This window comes from Desulfosporosinus paludis (genome assembly GCF_045689965.1).
Classification (GTDB): Bacteria; Bacillota; Desulfitobacteriia; order Desulfitobacteriales; family Desulfitobacteriaceae; genus Desulfosporosinus; species Desulfosporosinus paludis.
This window is the reverse complement of sequence record NZ_CP144211.1, coordinates 1,533,475-1,552,956: the sequence shown is the minus strand read 5'-3', so window position 1 is coordinate 1,552,956 and position 19,482 is coordinate 1,533,475. Positions and strand designations below refer to the sequence as shown.

The 19,482-nt window shown below is 42.4% G+C and carries 14 protein-coding genes; 12 read left to right on the top strand and 2 right to left on the bottom strand.

Going from position 1 to position 19,482, the window contains the following annotated elements; genetic code table 11:
* Positions 1–3: 3 nt before the first annotated feature.
* Positions 4–3,237 (bottom strand): SNF2 helicase associated domain-containing protein, encoded by a 3,234-nt coding sequence (locus tag VZF35_RS07970; RefSeq protein WP_407312580.1) that lies wholly within the window; start codon positions 3,235–3,237, stop codon positions 4–6.
* A gap of 263 nt (positions 3,238–3,500) precedes the next feature.
* Between VZF35_RS07970 and VZF35_RS07965 the strand changes: the two genes are divergently transcribed.
* Both VZF35_RS07965 and VZF35_RS07960 read left to right on the top strand, forming a co-directional pair.
* The gene (locus tag VZF35_RS07965; RefSeq protein ID WP_407312578.1) at positions 3,501–5,447 is read left to right on the top strand and encodes an APC family permease; all 1,947 of its coding nucleotides are present in this window, start codon (positions 3,501–3,503) and stop codon (positions 5,445–5,447) included.
* 389 nt (positions 5,448–5,836) lie between these two features.
* Positions 5,837–6,424 (top strand): hypothetical protein, encoded by a 588-nt coding sequence (locus VZF35_RS07960; RefSeq protein ID WP_407312576.1) that lies wholly within the window; start codon positions 5,837–5,839, stop codon positions 6,422–6,424.
* A gap of 122 nt (positions 6,425–6,546) precedes the next feature.
* Here VZF35_RS07960 and VZF35_RS07955 read toward each other — a convergent pair whose 3' ends face one another.
* Positions 6,547–7,683 (bottom strand): aldo/keto reductase, encoded by a 1,137-nt coding sequence (locus VZF35_RS07955; protein WP_407312574.1) that lies wholly within the window; start codon positions 7,681–7,683, stop codon positions 6,547–6,549.
* Between the two features lie 275 nt (positions 7,684–7,958).
* Here VZF35_RS07955 and VZF35_RS07950 point away from each other — a divergent pair, with 275 nt between their 5' ends.
* The 10 genes from VZF35_RS07950 to VZF35_RS07905 all read left to right on the top strand — a co-directional run bounded on the left by VZF35_RS07950 (position 7,959) and on the right by VZF35_RS07905 (position 19,466).
* Positions 7,959–9,347: an aspartate kinase gene (locus tag VZF35_RS07950; RefSeq protein WP_407312572.1), complete on the top strand. Its 1,389-nt coding sequence runs from the start codon at positions 7,959–7,961 to the stop codon at positions 9,345–9,347.
* A gap of 10 nt (positions 9,348–9,357) precedes the next feature.
* Complete coding sequence (locus tag VZF35_RS07945; protein ID WP_407312570.1) at positions 9,358–9,813, top strand: YbaK/EbsC family protein; 456 nt, start codon at positions 9,358–9,360, stop codon at positions 9,811–9,813.
* A gap of 138 nt (positions 9,814–9,951) precedes the next feature.
* Entirely contained in the window at positions 9,952–10,923 is a 972-nt protein-coding gene (locus VZF35_RS07940) for a DMT family transporter (RefSeq protein WP_407312568.1), read from the top strand.
* 35 nt (positions 10,924–10,958) lie between these two features.
* Positions 10,959–13,139, top strand: a complete 2,181-nt coding sequence (locus VZF35_RS07935) for a DNA topoisomerase III (RefSeq protein ID WP_407312566.1) — start codon at positions 10,959–10,961, stop codon at positions 13,137–13,139.
* 206 nt (positions 13,140–13,345) lie between these two features.
* Complete coding sequence (locus VZF35_RS07930) at positions 13,346–14,938, top strand: prenyltransferase/squalene oxidase repeat-containing protein (protein WP_407312564.1); 1,593 nt, start codon at positions 13,346–13,348, stop codon at positions 14,936–14,938.
* Positions 14,939–15,338: 400 nt separating this feature from the next.
* Entirely contained in the window at positions 15,339–16,679 is a 1,341-nt protein-coding gene (locus VZF35_RS07925) for an ABC1 kinase family protein (protein ID WP_407312562.1), read from the top strand.
* Complete coding sequence (locus tag VZF35_RS07920) at positions 16,676–17,629, top strand: ABC transporter ATP-binding protein (RefSeq protein ID WP_407312560.1); 954 nt, start codon at positions 16,676–16,678, stop codon at positions 17,627–17,629. The genes VZF35_RS07925 and VZF35_RS07920 overlap by 4 nt, the downstream gene beginning before the upstream one ends.
* Positions 17,622–18,062: a hypothetical protein gene (locus VZF35_RS07915; RefSeq protein ID WP_407312558.1), complete on the top strand. Its 441-nt coding sequence runs from the start codon at positions 17,622–17,624 to the stop codon at positions 18,060–18,062. The genes VZF35_RS07920 and VZF35_RS07915 overlap by 8 nt, the downstream gene beginning before the upstream one ends.
* A gap of 121 nt (positions 18,063–18,183) precedes the next feature.
* Positions 18,184–18,396, top strand: a complete 213-nt coding sequence (locus VZF35_RS07910) for a hypothetical protein (protein WP_407312556.1) — start codon at positions 18,184–18,186, stop codon at positions 18,394–18,396.
* Between the two features lie 29 nt (positions 18,397–18,425).
* Entirely contained in the window at positions 18,426–19,466 is a 1,041-nt protein-coding gene (locus tag VZF35_RS07905; protein WP_407312554.1) for a class I SAM-dependent methyltransferase, read from the top strand.
* Positions 19,467–19,482 lie beyond the last annotated feature (16 nt).

Sequence of the window (19,482 nt, the reverse complement as noted above, 5' to 3'; positions counted from 1 at the left end):
GGCCTACGTCAAGTCGAAAAGTTCTCTTAGTTCCTCTTCAGATAATTTGGAAAGCAGAGTTTCCCCTGGTTGAATGACTGAATCGACGAGGGTCTTTTTCTTTGCTTGTAAGGCGCTGATTTTTTCTTCGACGGTACCTTGGGCAATGAGTCGAATTACCTGAACAACATTTTTTTGACCGATACGGTGAGCCCTGTCAGTGGCTTGATCTTCCACTGCTGGATTCCACCAAGGATCATAATGAATGACCATGTCCGCTCCAACTAAATTAAGCCCAGTACCTCCTGCTTTCAAAGAGATCAAGAAGACTTGACCAGTTCCGGCGTTGAAAGAGTTGGCCATTTTTAATCGTTCAGCGGCTTTCGTCGTACCAGAGAGATAGAAGTGCTCAATCCCCTGAGATGTCAGAAATTCTTGAATGATATCAAGCATGGTTGTGAATTGGGAAAACAAAAGGATTCGGTGCCCGCTGTCTAAGGCATCGGCGAGAACTTCTTGCAATAGAAGCATTTTTCCGCTTTCCTCTGAATAATCATCGAGAAACATGGCAGGGTGACCACAAATTTGTCTGAGTCTGGTTAGTGCTGCCAGGATTTTAATGTGGCTTTTGTTAAAGCCTACAGTGGCTAGTTCCTGTGCTATCTGGCCTTTGGCTTCATGTAAATAAGCAAGGTACAATTTCTTCTGGGGTTCAGTGAGAGGAGCATAAAGCTGCGTTTCGATTTTATCCGGTAATTCTTTGAGAACATCTTTCTTGAGTCGCCTTAAAATAAAAGGATTAACGTGTCTGCTCAATTCTTTGAGTGTAGAGTCTTCTCCCTTCGCAATAGGTATCTCAAATTTTTTACGAAAATCCTGAAAGCTTAGGAGATAACCTGGCATGATGAAATTAAAGAGAGACCATAGTTCAGAAAGAGAATTTTCTATAGGGGTTCCTGTTAGGGCAAAATATCCTTTAGCTTGGATTTGCTGAGCAGATTTGGCATTGAGAGTTTGTGGGTTTTTCGTATGTTGAGCTTCGTCTAGGAAACAATAAGAAAAGGTGAAATCGACCAATTTATCAATTTCACGTCGAAGGATTGGGTAGGAGATTACTACAAGATCCCACTGTCCTAGACTTTCAATTTGGGTTTGCCTTTCTTGCGGGGTTCCGTCCACGACAAGAACCTTTAAAGAGGGGGCGAATTTCTGAGCTTCCGCCAGCCAGTTATAGATTAAGGAAGTTGGGGCGATGACAAGGGCTGGAGCAGCAAAGGTTGTTTTTTCAGATAGAATAAAAGAGAGAACCTCCAGTGTTTTGCCTAAGCCCATGTCGTCGGCTAATATACCGCCTAAGCCGTAGGAGGCTAAAGTTTTTAACCATTGGAACCCTGTTTTCTGGTAATCTCTTAAGATAGAGCTTACTTCAGAGGGGATTTCGTACTCCCCATCTTGAGGTTCAAGGATACTTTGCACGAGTTGTTTAAAGGCTTTATTGCGTTGTATGCCCGGCAGATTTGCATGGCGGAGAAAACTGTCAATATACATAGCCCGGTATTTCGGCAGATTGAGTAGTTTTTGATCAAAGTCTTCTATATCGAGATTCAAATTATCAAGGAGTTGAGCCATAGAGGTTAACTCCGGCTGTTTCAAATCAAGAAAGGAACCATCGCGTAAGCGGTGGTATTTTTTCTTGAGATGCAAAGAGTGAAAGATATCGGTTAATTCACTGGGGTCAATGTCGTTATATAAGAAGGATATTTCTAAGATGTCCAGGCTTTCATCTAAGCGGACTTGCCCTGAAAAAGTTGGTGCCGAACGAATTTTAAGTTTAAATTGATCAGAATAGTATACTTCTGCCAGGTCTTGAAGCTTAGGCAGTCCGTTTGCGGCAAATTCAAAGATTTTATCATCGTCATCAAGGTAGATGATGCCCTTGGAGACAATAAAGTCCGCTTGTTCGAAAATGTTTAGAATTTTGCGTTCTTGGGTGATTGAACGAATAAGGATAGAGTCATCTTGGAAGTCATTGATGGTTTCTCGAGTTGAAGAAAAAGGATTGATAACGATATTCCCATAATGGAATTCTATACGAGCCGTTATGACTCCAGCATCAGCGCGATCAAAATAGATTTTAGGTTGTAGAACCTCTTGACTGAATTTGTTTTCCAGAATCGGGTCAATTGAGATTGTGCCAAGCTTTTCGATCAAGGGTAACGCCTCAGAGGCAAAAAACTCTTTTTGAGCGGCTGGAATGACTAAGTCTGTTCCGAATTCTTTGTTCAGACTCTCCAAAAGGGAGGGGAGTAGTTCCTTTTGGAGGGAGGAAACTTGATAAATTGTTTGATGGTACAAATAATAGCAGCCGTCGGGCGTCAATTGAAGGGGTATTTCAGGAGATTCCAAGGTTAGAGCTAGATCTAGATCCTGAGATTGAAGGGAAAATTCGAGAGGCAGATCTTCACGAACAATACGGATGCTTTGAGGATTTGAAGTATTTACTTTACAGAGGAATTCTTTATCCCCCAAGGAATCCAAAAACTTTGTCAGGTAATAGCCGGACAACGGCAGAGATTTTTGATTGAATGGGTTCGAGGTATAAAAAGATCCCTGCATTTCGATTAAGGAAGTGTGTTGTTCATACATCTCCTTTAACATCGTCATTAGCCCCTGATCTTCTGGTTTAAAAGTTTGCCGAGACGGTTCTAAGGTGAATTGTTTGCCAAATTCGAGAGGTTGACTTGTTTTGATGGAGGTAAGCAATTGCCCGATGTCCTTAACAATATAGAGACGCTGAAGGCCTAGTTTAAATTGTACATGCGCAGATACTCGGTATCCAATGGTGATACTGAGTTCTAGATTTAACGTCAGCTCTTCTAACTGAAAATCTTGGCGTTGGTTGGAGAAGGTTTGTAAGAGTTTTTCAACGACCCGATTCTGGGTTGAGGGGCTGGACCAAGTTGCCGATTTTTTCTGAACGACTTTCAAGACGGCAATCACATGTTTGCAGGCACCTGGAAAGTCTGTAAAAGCTGGGCAAGTGCAGCGATATGAGCGTAGAGAACCCTCTTTTTCAAAGGCTAGCTGTACATCATAACGTAAACCGCCGATGACAGAGGCACTGATGATACCCTTGCTTGGGGTAACGCTGAAATTCCGAACCCGATTTGTTAAGAAATAGGTGATTCCTTTTTTATAAACGCGATCATTATCAGACAAGTCCATGATCTGTTGTTCAGAAATTGAAAATTGAGGCATGAAATTACTCCTTTAGCGGCATAATTCAAAGAGAGAGGTTCAGCGAGTTAAGCTGACTATTATAAATGAGGTTTCAAGTGGAATTTGATTTGATTAATATTTTCCACACTGCAGACTTAGATTGAAAAATAGGTTTATCTTTTATTCTTGCCTAGGTAGGAGAAAATTTATCCAATTTTCGCGACCCCTAATTTCTATAAGTGCGGGTGGATTCCTCATAAACAGTTTTTAAATCCGAAGGAAAAGAGAGGGCAGCCTTTACGATGGTAAATAACAATAGACTATTATGGTTAAGATTGCGTACCACAATTTTCGGCCATCCTTTGGCCACTCAAAATGCCGAAGAGACAAAATTAGGTGTCAGTGGCGGAATCCCAGTTTTCGGGTCGGACATTATTTCTTCTCAAGGTTATGCACCTGATGAGATCTTATATGTCCTTCTTCTTGCCGGCTCCTTGGGCTATGCGTATATTTTAAAAGTTTCGTTTACCATTGTTGTGTTAGTGATCAGTATTTTCCTTGTTTACCGCAAAGCAATTCAGAAATACTCGGAAGGTGGCGGGTCCTATACTATTGCCAAAGCTTATCTCGGTGAAAACTTTGGTCTTATTGCCGGGGCGAGTTTAACGCTGGACTATGTATTGACAGTTGCAGTTAGTGTTAGCTCGGCGATAGAAAACTTAACAGGTATTTTTCCCTGGCTTGCTCCAACTGAACACAAAGTCATAGCAGATTGTTTAATCATCATGTTTATGGCGTGGGTCAATCTACGGGGTTTAAAGGAATCTGCCAAATTATTTGCAATCCCAGTTTATCTCTATATTTTAACATTATTACTTCTGATTGGTACTGGTTTGGTTGAAATTTTAGCGCATGGCGTAACACCTGCGGCGGTATCAACAGAGCATCTTGCCACGTCTTCTGCAAGTGGGATGACTTGGTTTATTTTAGCTCGGGCATTCGCGGGTGGCACAACGGCTTTGACAGGGTTCGAAGCGGTAAGTAACGGAGTAACAGCCTTCAAAAACCCTGCTCAAAAACGGGCCATTAACACCTTATTAGTTCTTGCGATTATTGTTTCTTCCGGCTTGATAGGTTTAACGTATTTAGCCGGCTCCTACCATCTCATTCCATCTGAAGGAAATACCATCCTAAATCAATTAGGTTTGATCATCTTTGGAAAAACCATTCCTTATTTCGTGCTCATGGGGACTGCCGCTGCTATCCTTATTATTGCCTCAAGTACACCTTATGCCGGGTTACCGATTTTATTAAGTTTAATGGCCCGAGATGGATATACACCAAGGTATTTCAAAAACTTGGGAGATCGCCTAGTCTATAGCGTTGGGATTTGGACCTTGTTTTTTGTTTCTAGTTTGCTGATTATTGTTTTTCATGGGGATACCCATATGATGCTTCCTCTCTACGCGATCGGAGTCTTTATCTCTTTTACCTTAACAGGCGCAGGTCTTGCGAAAAATACATGGATGGAAAAGAGCGGAAAATGGAAGTCCGATCTTGCAATTTTTAGCTTTGGAGGAATCGTTTCGTTTCTGGTTCTCCTTGTTTTTGTTATAACGAAGTTCACCCAAGGTGCCTGGATTATCCTTGTGATCATGCCGTTGCTTGTTTTGATGTTTCGGACGATCCGAATTGTATATCAAAGTGAAATACAAGATGTTGAGGTTACTCGTGAGGACACCGAAACCTTTCGCAGCTATGTAACTAAAGTAAAACGGAGAAGAGCCCACGTTGAATTAGCAGATTATAAAAATAAAATAATTATTCCCGTTTATGACCTAAACTTAATCGTTTTAAAAACCTTGAGATATGCTTATGCCCTTACGCCTCAAGTAACGGCTGTTCATATAGCCTCAGACCCTCGCCGTACTGCAAAATTGCTAAAACATTGGGCAGAACACCATATTGAAATTCCTCTTGAAATTGTTGAGTCTCCTTATCGAGCTACAGTCCATGATTTTTTGCATTATATAGACCAAGTTGAGAAGAAAGGAAACTTTGACACGATAACCGTTGCAATTCCAGAATACGTTCCTGAAAAACTATGGCATAATATCCTTCATAATCAGACGGGGCAATTAATGAAACTTATGTTGCTTTTTCGAAAAAGTATTTTAGTAACAAGTGTACCCTATCATCCTGTAGAGAGAGAGGATTCGTTAGAAAAGGCTGTTTCAAGTTCCCAATAATTGCAAAATGATAATTCAACGGTTTAAGGACTCTCTTTCATATAGAGAAAGGGAGTCTTTTGTATTGTACTATTATTATACCAGTCAGAAAGCTTGACATGGCAAGGGTCACCATTTTTTGCGAATTTTTATTGCAATCAATGTTTTGAAAAGAAATCGGGTATTTGCCAGCTTGTTCATATCAATGTAACTAAGGCAACCGTCGGCTTGGGTTTATTTTTCTTTATCAGGATCGGTCGAATATTCTATTTGTAAAGAAGTTACGACTGCTTTTTAGCATATCCTGTTATATCAGCGTGATAATGTCTCATTGGCAATTGCAGGATATATGAGTCTGAATGTAGAAGGATAGACAAGCTAGAATATGAAGCTTTGGGGGGAGATGTGTCATGCTTATCACTTGCGACAACAATATGCAAATGGGCTATATTTACCTGATGCCCAATGAGACAACTGTTGAGTATACCCTCGAGGAAAGCGATATTGGACTTTATTATGACATCGAAAGCCTCAGTATCCCAAGAATCAAATGGCTGGGTATGGGCCAAATCTTGAGTAAAATGCGTTTAGCGGTAAAGACCTACCGAGAAGCTGTAAACAATGTGTTTCACTGTGAATACTGGAATGATCTCGATGGTGAGGGTTACATGATGGGAATTGAGCTTTATCTGACGGAGGAAATGCTCTTGCCTCTCGTGGCTCATCAAGCCTTTAAACTTTACGATGTACGATGGCGAAACCAAGATTTTAGAGTGCTTACCCTAGATGCTTATTTGGATGTTTTAGATAAGAATAACGTGATTTATCCTTTAACTTCCCAAAAAGATGCCTTTGTAATTCTTTCCGTTGACCCCATCTCCAAAGTGGGGAGAATTATGGCCCTTATCTCCGCAAGGGATGATCTTTATCCGGTCGATTATCTCCAGAAGCCACTGTTTATGCTCGCCAATTCAAGTCGTTATTTTAACAGAGATTAGGAATTAACTGTTTTGGAGAGTTAAATTTCAGGGAAAGATATAAACATAGGGTTGTAACAGGTTTTTCATTAAGCCTCGTTACAACCCTATGTTTTTTGCCAAACTTCTCTCAGTGGACCAGACTATTGTTCAAAGGCTTTTTGGATTTCTTTCAAATGGTTTCGAATGGGAAGTTGCTGAGGACAAACTTCTTCACAAGCACCACATTCGATACAGGCGGAGGCTTTACTTTCCGGCGTAAAGAATGTATTATACGCAAAACGGGAAGACCCGAAGTCGTCATAAATGTGGGCATCATTATAAAGAGCGAAATTATTGGGTATGTTTACACCAGAAGGGCAGGGCTGACAATAACCGCAGGCGGTACAGTCAACCTTGTTTAGGGATAAGTACTTATTTTTGATTTCTTCTATTAAAGTGAGCTCTTGGTTTGTTAAAGTGTTAGGTTCTGCAGCGTTGGCCAGTCGCAAGTTTTCCTCGACTTGTTCTTTTGTGCCCATTCCACTTAAAAGCAGAGTGACTTCAGGGTGGTTCCAGACCCAGCGCAAAGCCCACTCAACAGGCGAACGTTTAACCTCGGCTTTGTCCCAAAGTTCAAGTATCGAGGACGGGGGATTTTTGACAAGTTTTCCGCCTTTGAGCGGCTCCATGACAATGACAGCTAAGCCTTTCTCAGCAGCATACTTCAGCCCTTTAGTGCCTGCCTGAAATTCAGTATCCATATAATTATATTGAATTTGGCAGAAGGTCCATGGGTAGGCATCAATAATTTCCTGGAAAACAGGATATTCGTCATGAAACGAAAAACCTGCATACTTAATTCGTCCATCGGCCAGAGCCTTTTCCAAAAAACGCTTATAATCAAAGCTTTTGGCTTTTTCCCAGGTGGCTTTGCTTAGGCCATGTAAGAGGTAGAAATCAATGTGGTCTGTTTGGAGCTTTTCCAATTGTTCGTTCAGGATTCTGTCAAAGTCTTCGTATCCCTGACAGCGAAAAATAGGGAGCTTTGTAGCTAGTTTGACTTTTTCTCGATAGCCGTCTTTTAAAGCCTTTCCCACAAGGATTTCACTCTGCCCTTGATGGTACGGGAAGGCGGTATCAATATAGTTTACCCCGTTATCAATCGCCTGACGGATTAAGGAGATCGCTTCAGGTTCATTGATCTTACTCGGGTCTCCCTCTAGGATAGGAAGACGCATACAGCCAAATCCTAGAATTGAAGCTTGAAAGTCTAAACGACCAAATTTACGGTAATGCATATCGTAGCTTCCTTTCTCTTTGTTTTATTTTAGAAGGTACTAGTATTAGCGTATATCGTATACTCTTGAGAGCAACAATGCAAGTGGCAAAAGTCCTAATTTATGGAAGTGATTGCTGCAGGGATGAGTTCATGAAATTATGGGGACAGTTTCTAAAGGGTGGACAATTGTAGCTGATGGAGGTATAACTAAATTACGCGTGCTTTCCGCTGACTTAGTTTCAGGAATAGTGTCAATAATTTTGAAGTTGAAAGAAGAGGGGTCCTGTATTTACTATGCTAACTGTGGAAAAAATCGGTGGAACATCTATGTCTCAATTCCAAAATGTGCTTAACGATATTATCGGTCATCCAGGCGCTGAAGGTTTCCGATATGGAAGGGTCTTTGTAGTTTCTGCCTACGCCGGGATGACAAATTGGTTGCTCGAGGATAAAAAAACAAAAGCCCCTGGGGTTTATCAACATTTTATTAAAGGGGAAGACTATGAGTCTTCTATAGATCAGCTATTGGAAAAGGCACTTCAGATTAACGAATCCTTTGTTGAGATTGGTTTAGACTATCAAGTATGCCGTGACTTCTTGTTGGAACGAATTAATCAAACGAAAGCCTATCTGAGCAGTATGGAAGACATCATTGCTTCCGGTTATGTCGAGCGCGGAAGTATCTTATCGGCCGCAAGAGAACTGTTGGCCTCCATCGGAGAGGCTCATTCAGCGTTTAATACCGTGAATATTTTGCGTAATCGAGGAATTCCTGCCGAACTTGTCGACTTAACAGGGTTCCGAGACCCCAAACAACTGTCGATTAGTGACCGTATAAAGAGGACCTTCAAAAATGTCAATCCCTATGAAGCAATCATTGTAGCAACGGGTTATACTAAAGGCATTGAAGGAATCATGAGGGAATATGAACGAGGATATTCTGAAATCACATTTTCCAAAATTGCTACCCATCTCCAAGCAGATGAAGCAATTATTCATAAAGAGTATCATTTGTCCTCCGCAGACCCTAAAATTGTTGGTGTTGATAAGGCCATTCCGGTTGGAAGAACGAATTATGATGTGGCAGACCAACTTGCAGATATTGGAATGGAGGCTATTCACCCCAATGCTTCCAAACCACTAGAAATAGCGGGGATAAATCTGCGTATTAAGAATACCTTTGAACCCAGCCATCCGGGGACTGTAATCTCTAAAGACTATATCGGTCCTAAAGCCAGGATAGAAATTGTTGCCGGGTCTGACAAAATAGCGGTTCTAGAGATTCATGACACCTTAATGGTCGGTGAAGCAGGCTTTGACTATGAAATTATGAAGAAGTTTAAAGAGCATAACATTAGTTATATTACGAAAGCGACCAATGCCAATAGTATTTCTCTCGTAATCTGGGAGTCGGATTTAAATGACCAACTGGTTACGGAATTGGAAGCGAATTATCAAACAATAACAGTTCAAGAAGCAGCCATTGTTTGTGTTATTGGGTCAAATATTGCAATGCCAAGAATTCTTGCCCGAGCGGCCAATGCTTTGGCTAAGAACGATATTAATATAAAATGTGTCTCTCAATCCTTACGTCAGGTAAATATGCAATTTGTTATCGATCGCAAAATGTACACCAAAGCAATTATCTGTCTGAATGAAGATTTATGTGTTGCTGAATATTAGGAGGAAGCTTATGTCAGTTGAAGTTGTTAGGAAATTCTTGAAAGAGAACGGAAAAGATATTGAAATCTTAACATTTAAGGATACCAGTACGGTTACTAAAGCGGCTGAGTCTCTCAATGTAACCCCTGGGGAGATTGCAAAATCGTTATTATTTAAGGTGAAAGATCACTTTGTCATGATTCTGATGGCTGGAGATAAACGCTTAGACAATAGAAAATTCAAGGATGTTTTTGAAGGAAAGGCGAAGATGCCTGAATCTGAGGAAGTAGTGGCTGTGACAGGGCATCCTGTGGGTGGTGTTTGTCCTTTTGGTTTAAAACAACCAATACCTGTCTATCTGGACTATTCTTTGAAAGCCTACACTCACGTTTTTCCTGCAGCCGGCGAGCCTAACACAGCCATAAAGCTAACAGTGGATGTTTTAGAGGAGCTAACAGGCGGACAGTGGATTGATGTTATTCAATAAAGGAGATTTCATCGAAATAATTTATGGTATCTCTTGCATAGAACCTGCCGAAGGTTCTTTCTTTTTGGAAATTTGACCACTGATTAAAGAAGCATTAAGATTGATAAATGGAAGATAACTTTTGAAAGGAATAAATGCATGGATGTTACCCGGGAAAAAAAGCTAGTCCTAGGAGATTATTTGCAACGAAAATATCTCGTTATTCCTATTGCACTATTTTGTGCGGTATTATGGGGAAGCGCTTTCCCCGTATTAAAAATCAGCTATGCGGAGCTTAGAATTGCGCCGGATGATCAGGCGGCGATTATTGTCTTGGCTGGAATGAGGTTTTTTCTAGCGGGCTTGTTAATTTTCATCTTACTTATCTTTGGGATTCGAAAGTCCCCAAAGGTTAACGGGAAGGTTTTTGGTCAGCTCTTTCTCTTAGGCTTGTTGCAAATTAGTTTGCAATACTATTTTTTTTATAATGGTTTAGCGCATACTTCAGGAATGAAAGGCGCCGTCCTTTCTTCCGCGAGTATTTTCTTTGTCGTGATTCTAGCCCACTTTGTGTACAAAGATGATCGGATGGACTGGCGTAAAGTTATTGGACTCATCACAGGTTTTGCCGGGATTATCGTCATTAATTCTGGACAGAATTTCAGCTTGGATTTTTCCTGGCAGGGCGAAGGGTTTATGATTTTATCTGGAATTGCCAGCGCTCTGGGTACAATTTTAGCGAAACGTATTTCGAAGAAAGTCCATCCTTTTGTAATGACAGCTTGGCAGATGCTTATGGGTTCCTTGCTTTTAATTGCGGTTGGGTTGCCAGGCTTAAAACCTGAGACTATGATATTTACGAATAAAGCTGTTCTTCTGCTTATATATTCAGGCTTCCTTTCGGCGACTGCCTTTTCTTTATGGTATGCTATACTGAAATACAATAAAGCAGGAGAAATTAGTGTCTATAAGTTTATGACACCTGTTTCCGGTGCCTTTTTAGCAGTGCTGTTTATTCCGGGCGAACGGTTGACTCAGAATATGTTTATTGCTTTAGTGCTTGTGGCACTTGGCGTAATTATTGTGAACTATCAGGTCCGAGGTTCGCGGAATGAAGAACCTCATTCCTAAATGTCCTTGTATATTTAATATGATAGGAGTATGACATGGGAAAGACGTTAGTATTAACAGAAAAGCCCTCGGTTGGTCGCGAGGTGGCAAGGATTTTAAACTGTCCTCAGAAGGGAAACGGATGTTTTATCGGGCCAAAGTACATCGTAGCTTGGGCTTTAGGGCACTTAGTAACCTTGGCAGATCCTGAAGTGTATGATGCAAACTATAAAACTTGGAGAGCTGAAGATCTGCCGATGTTTCCACCCAAAATGGAATTAGTCGTCATCAAGGAGACATCTAAGCAATTTGGAATTGTCAAGAATTTAATGAGGAATCCAGAGGTCAATGATTTAATTATTGCCACGGATGCCGGGCGTGAGGGCGAGTTAGTGGCCCGCTGGATTATTAAAAAAGTGGGTTGGCGAAAACCAATTCAACGGTTATGGATTTCATCCTTAACTGAGCGGGCGATCAGGGACGGATTTAACCATTTGCGGCCAGGAAAAGATTTTGAAGCATTATATTCTGCTGCAGAATGCCGTGCTGAGGCGGATTGGCTGGTGGGTTTAAATGTCACACGTGCGCTTACTTGTAAATTTAACGCGCAACTTTCTGCAGGGCGAGTACAAACTCCTACCTTAGCTATGGTTGTTGAGCGGGAAAAGGAAATTAAGCAGTTCGTTCCTCAAGATTTTTGGTCAATTATCGCTTCGGCACCAACCTTTGCCCTTTGTTGGCAGGATAAAAACGGGCAAACCCGAATTTTTGATAAAACCAAAGCGGATGGAATTTTGGCTAAAACAACGGGACACTCCGGAGAAATCATTGAAGTGAAAAAAGAGGCTAAGAAAGAACTGCCTCCTTTAGCTTATGATCTGACAGAATTGCAGCGGGATGCTAATCGGAGATTTGGTTTTTCTGCTAAAACAACGTCTAACATCATGCAGCAGCTTTACGAAAATCATAAGTTGGTAACTTATCCCCGGACAGATTCCCGTTATATCAGCGATGATATTGTAGCGACACTTCCTGAACGCCTAAAAAGCGTCGCTCAGGGTCCCTATGTAGACTTAGCACGGACGATCTTGAGAAACAAACCTAACGTCACCAAACGATTTGTTGATAATTCCAAGGTCTCGGATCACCATGCGATCATCCCTACGGAACAACCCGCTATGTTAAATAGGCTTAGTTCCGAGGAGCTCAAGATTTATGATTTAATTGTACGGAGGTTTTTAGCGGTCCTTTCACCAGCCTTTGAATATCAGCAAACAATTATCAGGGTAAGAATTAACGGTGAAATTTTCACGACAAAAGGAAGAATTGTCCTAAGTAAAGGGTGGAAAAACGTTTCTTCAGGATCTCACTCAGAGGTGGACAATGACTCTGAGGAAACGGAGCAAAGCACCCAAACCCTGCCGGAAATTAGTCTCGGAGATAGGTTGGAAAATTTAGCGTTTAAGCTCGACGCTGGCAAAACGAAACCGCCTGCGAGACATACTGAGGCTACGTTGCTTTCCGCCATGGAACATCCTGGAAAGTTAATCGAAGACCAGCATCTGCGCGACGTGATGGAGCAGAGTCATGGCTTGGGGACTCCGGCAACTCGTGCCGAGATCATCGAGAAATTGTTTAATTCATTCTATATGAATCGCCAGGGCAAGGAGATTGTCCCCACATCAAAAGGAATCCAACTGATCAGCTTAGTTCCACCTGAACTTAAGTCGCCGGAATTAACCGCCCAATGGGAACAACAGTTGAACGAGATAGGTAAGGGTCGGGCAAAACCTCAGGCATTTTTAAGCGGAATGAGGGAATATGCGACTCAACTTGTTTTAACAGTCAATGGCAGCGCCCAAACCTTTAAGCATGATAACTTAACGAGAACAAAGTGTCCTAATTGCGGGAAGCTCCTTTTACAAGTCAAGGGCAAGAAGGGCGAGATGTATGTCTGTCAAGACCGGGAATGCGGCTACAGGAAAGGAATTACCCAAACGTCAAATGCTCGCTGCCCAGAATGTCACAAAAAGATGGAGATCCGGGGAGATGGAGAAAACAAACTGTTTTACTGCGCTTGCGGGTATCGTGAAAAACTTTCTGCCTTTAAGAAACGTAAAGAGTCTGAAAAGGGAACCGTCAATAAAAAAGAAGTTAGCTCTTATCTAAAGCAGCAAAGCAATGAATCTATGATTAATACGGCTTTAGCAGATGCTTTGGCAAAATTGAAGAAGTAAACATTTAATGAAGGTTTTCCATTTGCGCAAATGGAAAACCTTTTTAATATTAATCAGAAAGCACCTTTGTTGTACTTTCTGATTAGTATAAGTGCAACTCAGGCAGCTGCCTTCACTAAGACGAAAACCGCATATGGAACGATTATCCTTCCTCCAACATAAATCATACTATGGGATGCCTTAAACTGGAGGACGGAGACGGTGCTATGGAGCTAAAAGGTGAAGTCAGCGAAAGCCTTGTGAAAGCAAGGGAGTATGTCGTTGAGGGTGTCGAAAGAATTTTGGCGGGAAATCTTGATGAAATGCATGGGGTATCTCCGAGTCCGGGCGCATCAGCACTAGCAGCGCTTGCCTTGCTTGCAGCCGGGAAAAAATTTGAGAACTCTCAGAAGCTAGGAACTCAGTGGTTATGGCAAAATCGTCGCGGAGGGTGGGGAAAGTTTCCCGGTGATCAGCCTGATGAAGAAATCATCAAAATTGTTACTGCGGTTTTACAAGGAAGCGAAGGTGGTTGGAAGGCTAAAATAAGACTCTTATCTCAGGCTCGCCAATTTTCTGAAATGATTTTATCCTTAGGTCAAAGGGTAGTTCCCGGTCTGGAAGGACCGACACAAGAGGAAATTGTACTTCCCAATATTCTGGAAGAGAGTATTCTTGCCAAGCTGCCGCTTTATGGTCGACCGGTCGTTGTAGCGGCCTCACTCCTAGCCTCAGACTCTCCAGAAGGTATTAGAAGAGGAATCGAATACCTTTTAGAAACCCAAATGCCTGACGGTTCTTGGGCTGAGGACATTGTAGCAACGAGTTTAGGCATTTTGGGGATCTTGCGCCGAAGCGGGAATATGGACCGGGTAGAAAAGGCTGGACAGTGGCTGGAATCCAAACAGTACCCGAGTGGTGGATGGCCTGCTTTTGACCAACTTAAAATATGGGTGATGGGCTGGGCGGTCTGCATCTTTGGCGAAGCCGTGAAAAGACCGGCACATTACCCTTGGCTTAATCAAGCGGTCGCGTGGTTAAAGCAAGGGCAGAATTCCGACGGAAGTTATGGCAGCACTCCTCCACATACTCATCCGGATTTAGATGATACTTCAGTTGCTATCATTGCTTTGCATCAAATTGGCGAAGAGAATTCTGAAGGAAATAGGCTGTTGCGGAGCTTGCAAAACTCTGACGGAAGCTGGGGGACATTTCCTAGTTTCCGAGGGATACCTCCGGCCATTTCCTCAGAGTTTCCTGTCTATATTCCGAGTGTTGATGTCAGTATCCACGTCCTGGAGGCATTATGGCGGCCGGGGCGATCACAGGATGAATCGATTTGGCGAGGATTAAAGTGGATTCTGTCTCAGCAAGACGAGCAGGGGGCTTTTCCAGCATCCTGGTTTGAGGGAGGTATATATAGTACAGCTCAAGTGCTGGAGCTCCTCAGCAAATGGAAGATTAGTTGGGAACATTGGACTATTCCGCGCAATATTTTAATGGCCCGGAGAAAAGGACTGGAGTTTTTAATCAAGGCTCAGAAGAATGATGGAGGCTGGGGTTCGGTAGTGGAAACGGGTCTGGCTTTATCTGGATTATGGAGGTATGCCAAAGCCGTTCCCCAAGATGTGACGAATAAGGGAATCAAAAACCTGCTCAGTACTCAAAATGATGATGGTTCCTTCAGGCCCTCCTATCGTGGAATCTATGCTAAAGGCTGGAACTATGAAGAGCCGTTGACAACTGCTTTGACCGCTATTCGAGCACTACAGCGTTATGAAAATTTGTATGTGCCCAGAAGGTCTTTTTTAAGTAAATAAGTCTTAAAAGACATAGACCGAGTTCTTGTAAAGTGCTTACAAATCTCGGTCTATCGTTGTACTGTCAGAAAGTATAACTTCGTTGTATACTTTCTGAAGGTCCCTTCTCGCCATCCTTGGCTTCAGGGACACTTGGCCATCCATGGCCAGCGCATAAGGGCAACTAAGGCGGCCGCCTGCTCAAGGCTAACAAGTGCTAAGGCAGTGCCTTCGGGCACCAGCCGAGTTTTCTTTATCTCAAGGTGATTCGTTGCATGAGTTGGTTTTATTTTGAGAGTTCTCTAAAAATAGGGGCACTATGGTATATTTTGGAATATTATAGACCATCACTTTTTATGCCTGTGTAAGAAGATTTTTCTTAGGAAAGTGTTTTAAAGCCTTAAAAAGGAGCGCATTTCCCGTGCTTGAAAAGATTTTTCGACATTTCGGCCGGTATCAAGAGATTTTGTCCGTGCTTATCCGCAATGGATTTGGATTTATTCTTCTGGAGAATATGGGCTTGGGAAATCAAGGGGTAACAGAGGTAGGCATGACCCGTTTAGGGCAACGTATTCGACGGGTTTTAAGTGAACTAGGCCCAACATTTGTAAAGATAGGTCAATTTGCCAGTACACGACCCGATATTATCCCCAGGCCCATCATCAAAGAATTGGAAAAACTTCAAGACAGGGTACCCCAGGTTCCTTATGAGGTTATACGACGAACGGTCGAACAGGAACTCGGTGCCCCGCTCCAGGCACTTTTCCGTGACTTTAATCCGTCTCCCATAGCCGCTGCTTCAATTGGTCAAGTCCATTATGCGTTGTTGAAATCAGGTGAACCAGTCGCAGTCAAAGTACAGCGTCCAGGTATTGCCAGAGTGATTCAGACAGATCTGGAGATCATTGAAGAAATTATCCCATTAGTAGAGCGTCGTTTTCCAAACGTCAAGAATTATTATCTACAGGGGATTTTGGGAGAGTTTTCACGTTGGCTGGAACATGAGCAAGATTATCTTCGTGAGGGAAAAAACGCTGAAACGATCGCTAAGGGGTTTGTGAAGGACCCTCAGGTCATCTTCCCTAGCATTTTCTGGAGTCATACAACACGACGTGTCCTGACGATGTCTTATGTTGAGGGGATAAAACTCAATGATCGAGAGAAAATTTTGGCTCTCTATGACGGCAAAAAAATCGCTGAACTTCTCAGTCACTCTTTGCTCCTGCAAATTGTAAGAGATGGTGTCTTTCATGGGGACCCTCATCCCGGAAACATCATGGTTTTATCCGAGGGAAAGATTGGTTTTGTTGACTTTGGGATTGTTGGAAATTTGACGTCAGGGATGAAACGTAAGTTGTTTAATTTAATCATCGCCTTGAATCGACGTAATATCAAAGCAATGACAAAGGCCCTGCTGCAATTGGGATTGACCCCCAAAAATGTCGAGTTCCAGAGTTTAAGCCAGGATCTAGCCGAGATGTATAGGAAACATTTAGATGTTCCCATCGGTCAAGTAGCTCTTCATAAGTTTGTGGATGATTGTATGAATTTAGCCTTGCGACACGAACTAGATCTTCCGCCTGAGTTCGTCTTATTGGGAAAGTCTCTTTTAACCCTTGAAGGAATAATTCATGATCTTGATCCTACCATGAGTTTAGCGGAATTAGTCAAACCCTTCCGTAAGCGGCTGGTCATAGAGCATTTTGCGATCGGGTATTGGCTCAATAAAATTCTGACGTTTAAGAGGGTGTTAAAAGCATGATCGAGATTAAAGACCTGTCAAAAGTCTATACAAAAGCTGGAGTCAGAAATACGAGAGGTAAAACATGCAGCATAGTCGGGCTTAAAGAGATAACCTTTCATGTTCAGGAAGGGGAAGTATTTGGTTTATTAGGTCCAAACGGCGCAGGAAAGACTACGGTGATCCGCCATCTGATGGGCTTCATAAAAGCGGATGCAGGATATGCTCGGATTAAAGGATTAGATTGCTGGTCTAATTCTAAGGATGTTAAAGCTTTGGTGGGGTATCTTCCTGGAGAAATGAATTTTCTTAAAGAAATGTCAGGAATTGAGTTTTTAAATCTTATGGCTGGGATGCACGGAGACCGGTCAGTTTTTAGAAAACGCCGTGAGGCCTTGGTTGAAAGAATGAATCTCAATCTGAAGCAGCCTATAAAAAAAATGTCTAAAGGGATGAAACAAAAGCTAGGAATTATTAATACTATGATGTTGGATTCAGAGGTTTTGATTTTGGATGAACCAACGTCAGGCCTCGATCCTCTTATGCAAAAAGTATTTATCGACTTAGTTTTGGAAGAAAAAGAACGCGGTAAGACAATTTTGATTTCATCGCACATGTTTCCAGAGGTTGAACGGACATGTGACAGAGTAGGAATGATTCGGGCGGGGGAGTTGGTTACTGTTGAGCAAATTCAAAAACTTCGCCAGGAACAGCATCGGACCTTTGAAATCACGGTAGATACTTCGGAACAAGCCCAACTTATTTGTCAGAGCGGCTTAGAAGTTGCCTTAATCCAAGAGAATCAAGTGTTAATTGAGATTCAGGGGGATTTGAATCCGCTTTTGAGGGTTTTAGCTCAAGTACAAGTTAAAGAATTTACTCAGAAGATGACGGAATTGGAAGAAGCGTTTATGTTATTTTACGAAAGGGGAGACGATTTTGAACAGGGCATTATTTCGAGCCATGTTTAAGAGGCAAAGCAAAAAAACGATCAGTTATGCCCTCGGACTGACGCTCTATAATCTTCTGTTGATTGGAGTTTTCCCGACGCTGTCTCAGTCTAAAGGTATGGCGAAACTATCGGAGAATTTACCGAAACTTGCGCGTGTTTTTAGAATAACTTCGGATGGTACCCTCAGCCGTTTTGAGTCCTTTGTTTCCAGCCAATGCTTCGGGCAGGTTTGGATGCTGGTGATGGGGATTTACACCATAAGTACGGCCAACGAGTTAGTCGCGCAACTCGTTTCCGAGGGAGGGATGGCCTATTTGCTTTCCTCTCCGGTGGGGCGTTTAGATGTGTTGTCAACCCAAGTCACAGTTATGATAAGTGGATTGGTCCTTATGATGCTTCTTACAGAACTGGGGATTTGGGGGGGCGAGACTCTTTGCAATCTCTCTGGATGAAAAGCACTACCTCTATCTGGGAGTATTAGGTTTTGCCTTGTTTCTTACAGTGGGTTCGTATAGTCTGTTATTTTCAACATTGTTTAGCAATGAAGAGTACGTGATCTTAAGTTCAGCGTGTGTGACGTTTACATTGTATGTCCTCGATATCCTTTCAGGCCTTGATGATCGGTTTTCGTGGGCCAAAAACCTAACCATCTTCGGTTGGTTTCGTCCCCAAGAGGCACTGGAGGGGGAGGTGCCTACCCGCCCAACGGTGTTATTGTTGGCGCTCTCGACGATTTTTTGGGGGCTGTCTCGATATACGTTTGCGAGGAAAGACCTTCACGTTTAATTTGAGAAACATGAATGTAACCAAGAGGAGTGAGATGTTTGGACGTAGGTATGTTAGCATTGCTTGCGAAAACAACAAGTTTGATGGAGTATCTGGGCTTTTTATGGGTAGCTCAAACTGGCTTAGAATTAAATCTTTGGGCAGAGATGGAAACTGCAAGCAGTTTAGACGATATTATGACGTTACATCCAGACTGGGATGAAAACCTAATGGAACACTGGTTGGAGCAGGCACATTATCTGGATTTACTCACGAAAAAAAACGGTTGCTTCCAGGCTACGAAATTGGCGAGGGCCATGAATAAATATAGAAACCTTGGTTTAGAAGCCTTATATAAAGAATTGATGGGACATTGGACTGCCGGTTTTGCCGAACTCCCACGCCTTATAACTAGACAAAAAGAAAAATTAACGATCGAGTCCGATATGGAGGATGAATTGATTTCCAAAGCTTCCATGGCGTCTGAACCATTTGTTTGGCCCTTTTTACGCACTAAGTGTCAAAAGGAACAATGGAAAAAGGTCTTGGATCTCGGCTGTGGGGAAGGACGATATCTGAAAAAGCTGGCCAATGAATTTCCAGAGCTCCACGGTGTGGGTCTAGAGGTGAATCCCGTGGTCGCCGACCGTGCCCAGGAACGGGTTCGAGAATTCGAAGGGAGAATTCATATTCTGTGCCAAGATATCTTAGCTCTGGGCAATCGAGACGTGGAATTTCTCAAAGAATCTGGGCCGTATGATCTTTGTCTTCTAAATAACAGTATTTATTATTTCACCCAAGAGCAGAGGGTTGAACTGTTAGAGCGTATTAAAGAGTTATTGGCCCCGGGAGGGCAAGTCGGGATATTAACGGCAGTGCGGAAGGGTGACCCGGTTCGAGTTTTTAGGACACATCTTCCCCAGAATCTAATGAGTTTCTTTTTAGCTTGCCATCAAGGATTTGAGGGACTGCCAACCGAACAAGAAATTACGTCAATTTTGCAGCAAACTGGTTTTAGGGACGTTAATATTTCGGTGATGCCCTTAGGAACATCTCACTATTTCTTTGCCAAAATACTTGACGAGTGTTAAAAAACGCAGAGGTGAC

What these genes read in the sequence shown, in the direction of transcription:
- VZF35_RS07940 (WP_407312568.1), top strand. Translation starts at nt 9,952, where the DNA reads ATGGATGTTACCCGGGAAAAAAAGCTAGTCCTAGGAGATTATTTGCAA.
- VZF35_RS07915 (WP_407312558.1), top strand. Translation starts at nt 17,622, where the DNA reads ATGTTTAAGAGGCAAAGCAAAAAAACGATCAGTTATGCCCTCGGACTG.
- VZF35_RS07945 (WP_407312570.1), top strand. Translation starts at nt 9,358, where the DNA reads ATGTCAGTTGAAGTTGTTAGGAAATTCTTGAAAGAGAACGGAAAAGAT.
- VZF35_RS07920 (WP_407312560.1), top strand. Translation starts at nt 16,676, where the DNA reads ATGATCGAGATTAAAGACCTGTCAAAAGTCTATACAAAAGCTGGAGTC.
- VZF35_RS07965 (WP_407312578.1), top strand. Translation starts at nt 3,501, where the DNA reads ATGGTAAATAACAATAGACTATTATGGTTAAGATTGCGTACCACAATT.
- VZF35_RS07970 (WP_407312580.1), bottom strand. Translation starts at nt 3,237, where the DNA reads ATGCCTCAATTTTCAATTTCTGAACAACAGATCATGGACTTGTCTGAT.
- VZF35_RS07950 (WP_407312572.1), top strand. Translation starts at nt 7,959, where the DNA reads ATGCTAACTGTGGAAAAAATCGGTGGAACATCTATGTCTCAATTCCAA.
- VZF35_RS07960 (WP_407312576.1), top strand. Translation starts at nt 5,837, where the DNA reads ATGCTTATCACTTGCGACAACAATATGCAAATGGGCTATATTTACCTG.
- VZF35_RS07955 (WP_407312574.1), bottom strand. Translation starts at nt 7,683, where the DNA reads ATGCATTACCGTAAATTTGGTCGTTTAGACTTTCAAGCTTCAATTCTA.
- VZF35_RS07935 (WP_407312566.1), top strand. Translation starts at nt 10,959, where the DNA reads ATGGGAAAGACGTTAGTATTAACAGAAAAGCCCTCGGTTGGTCGCGAG.
- VZF35_RS07930 (WP_407312564.1), top strand. Translation starts at nt 13,346, where the DNA reads ATGGAGCTAAAAGGTGAAGTCAGCGAAAGCCTTGTGAAAGCAAGGGAG.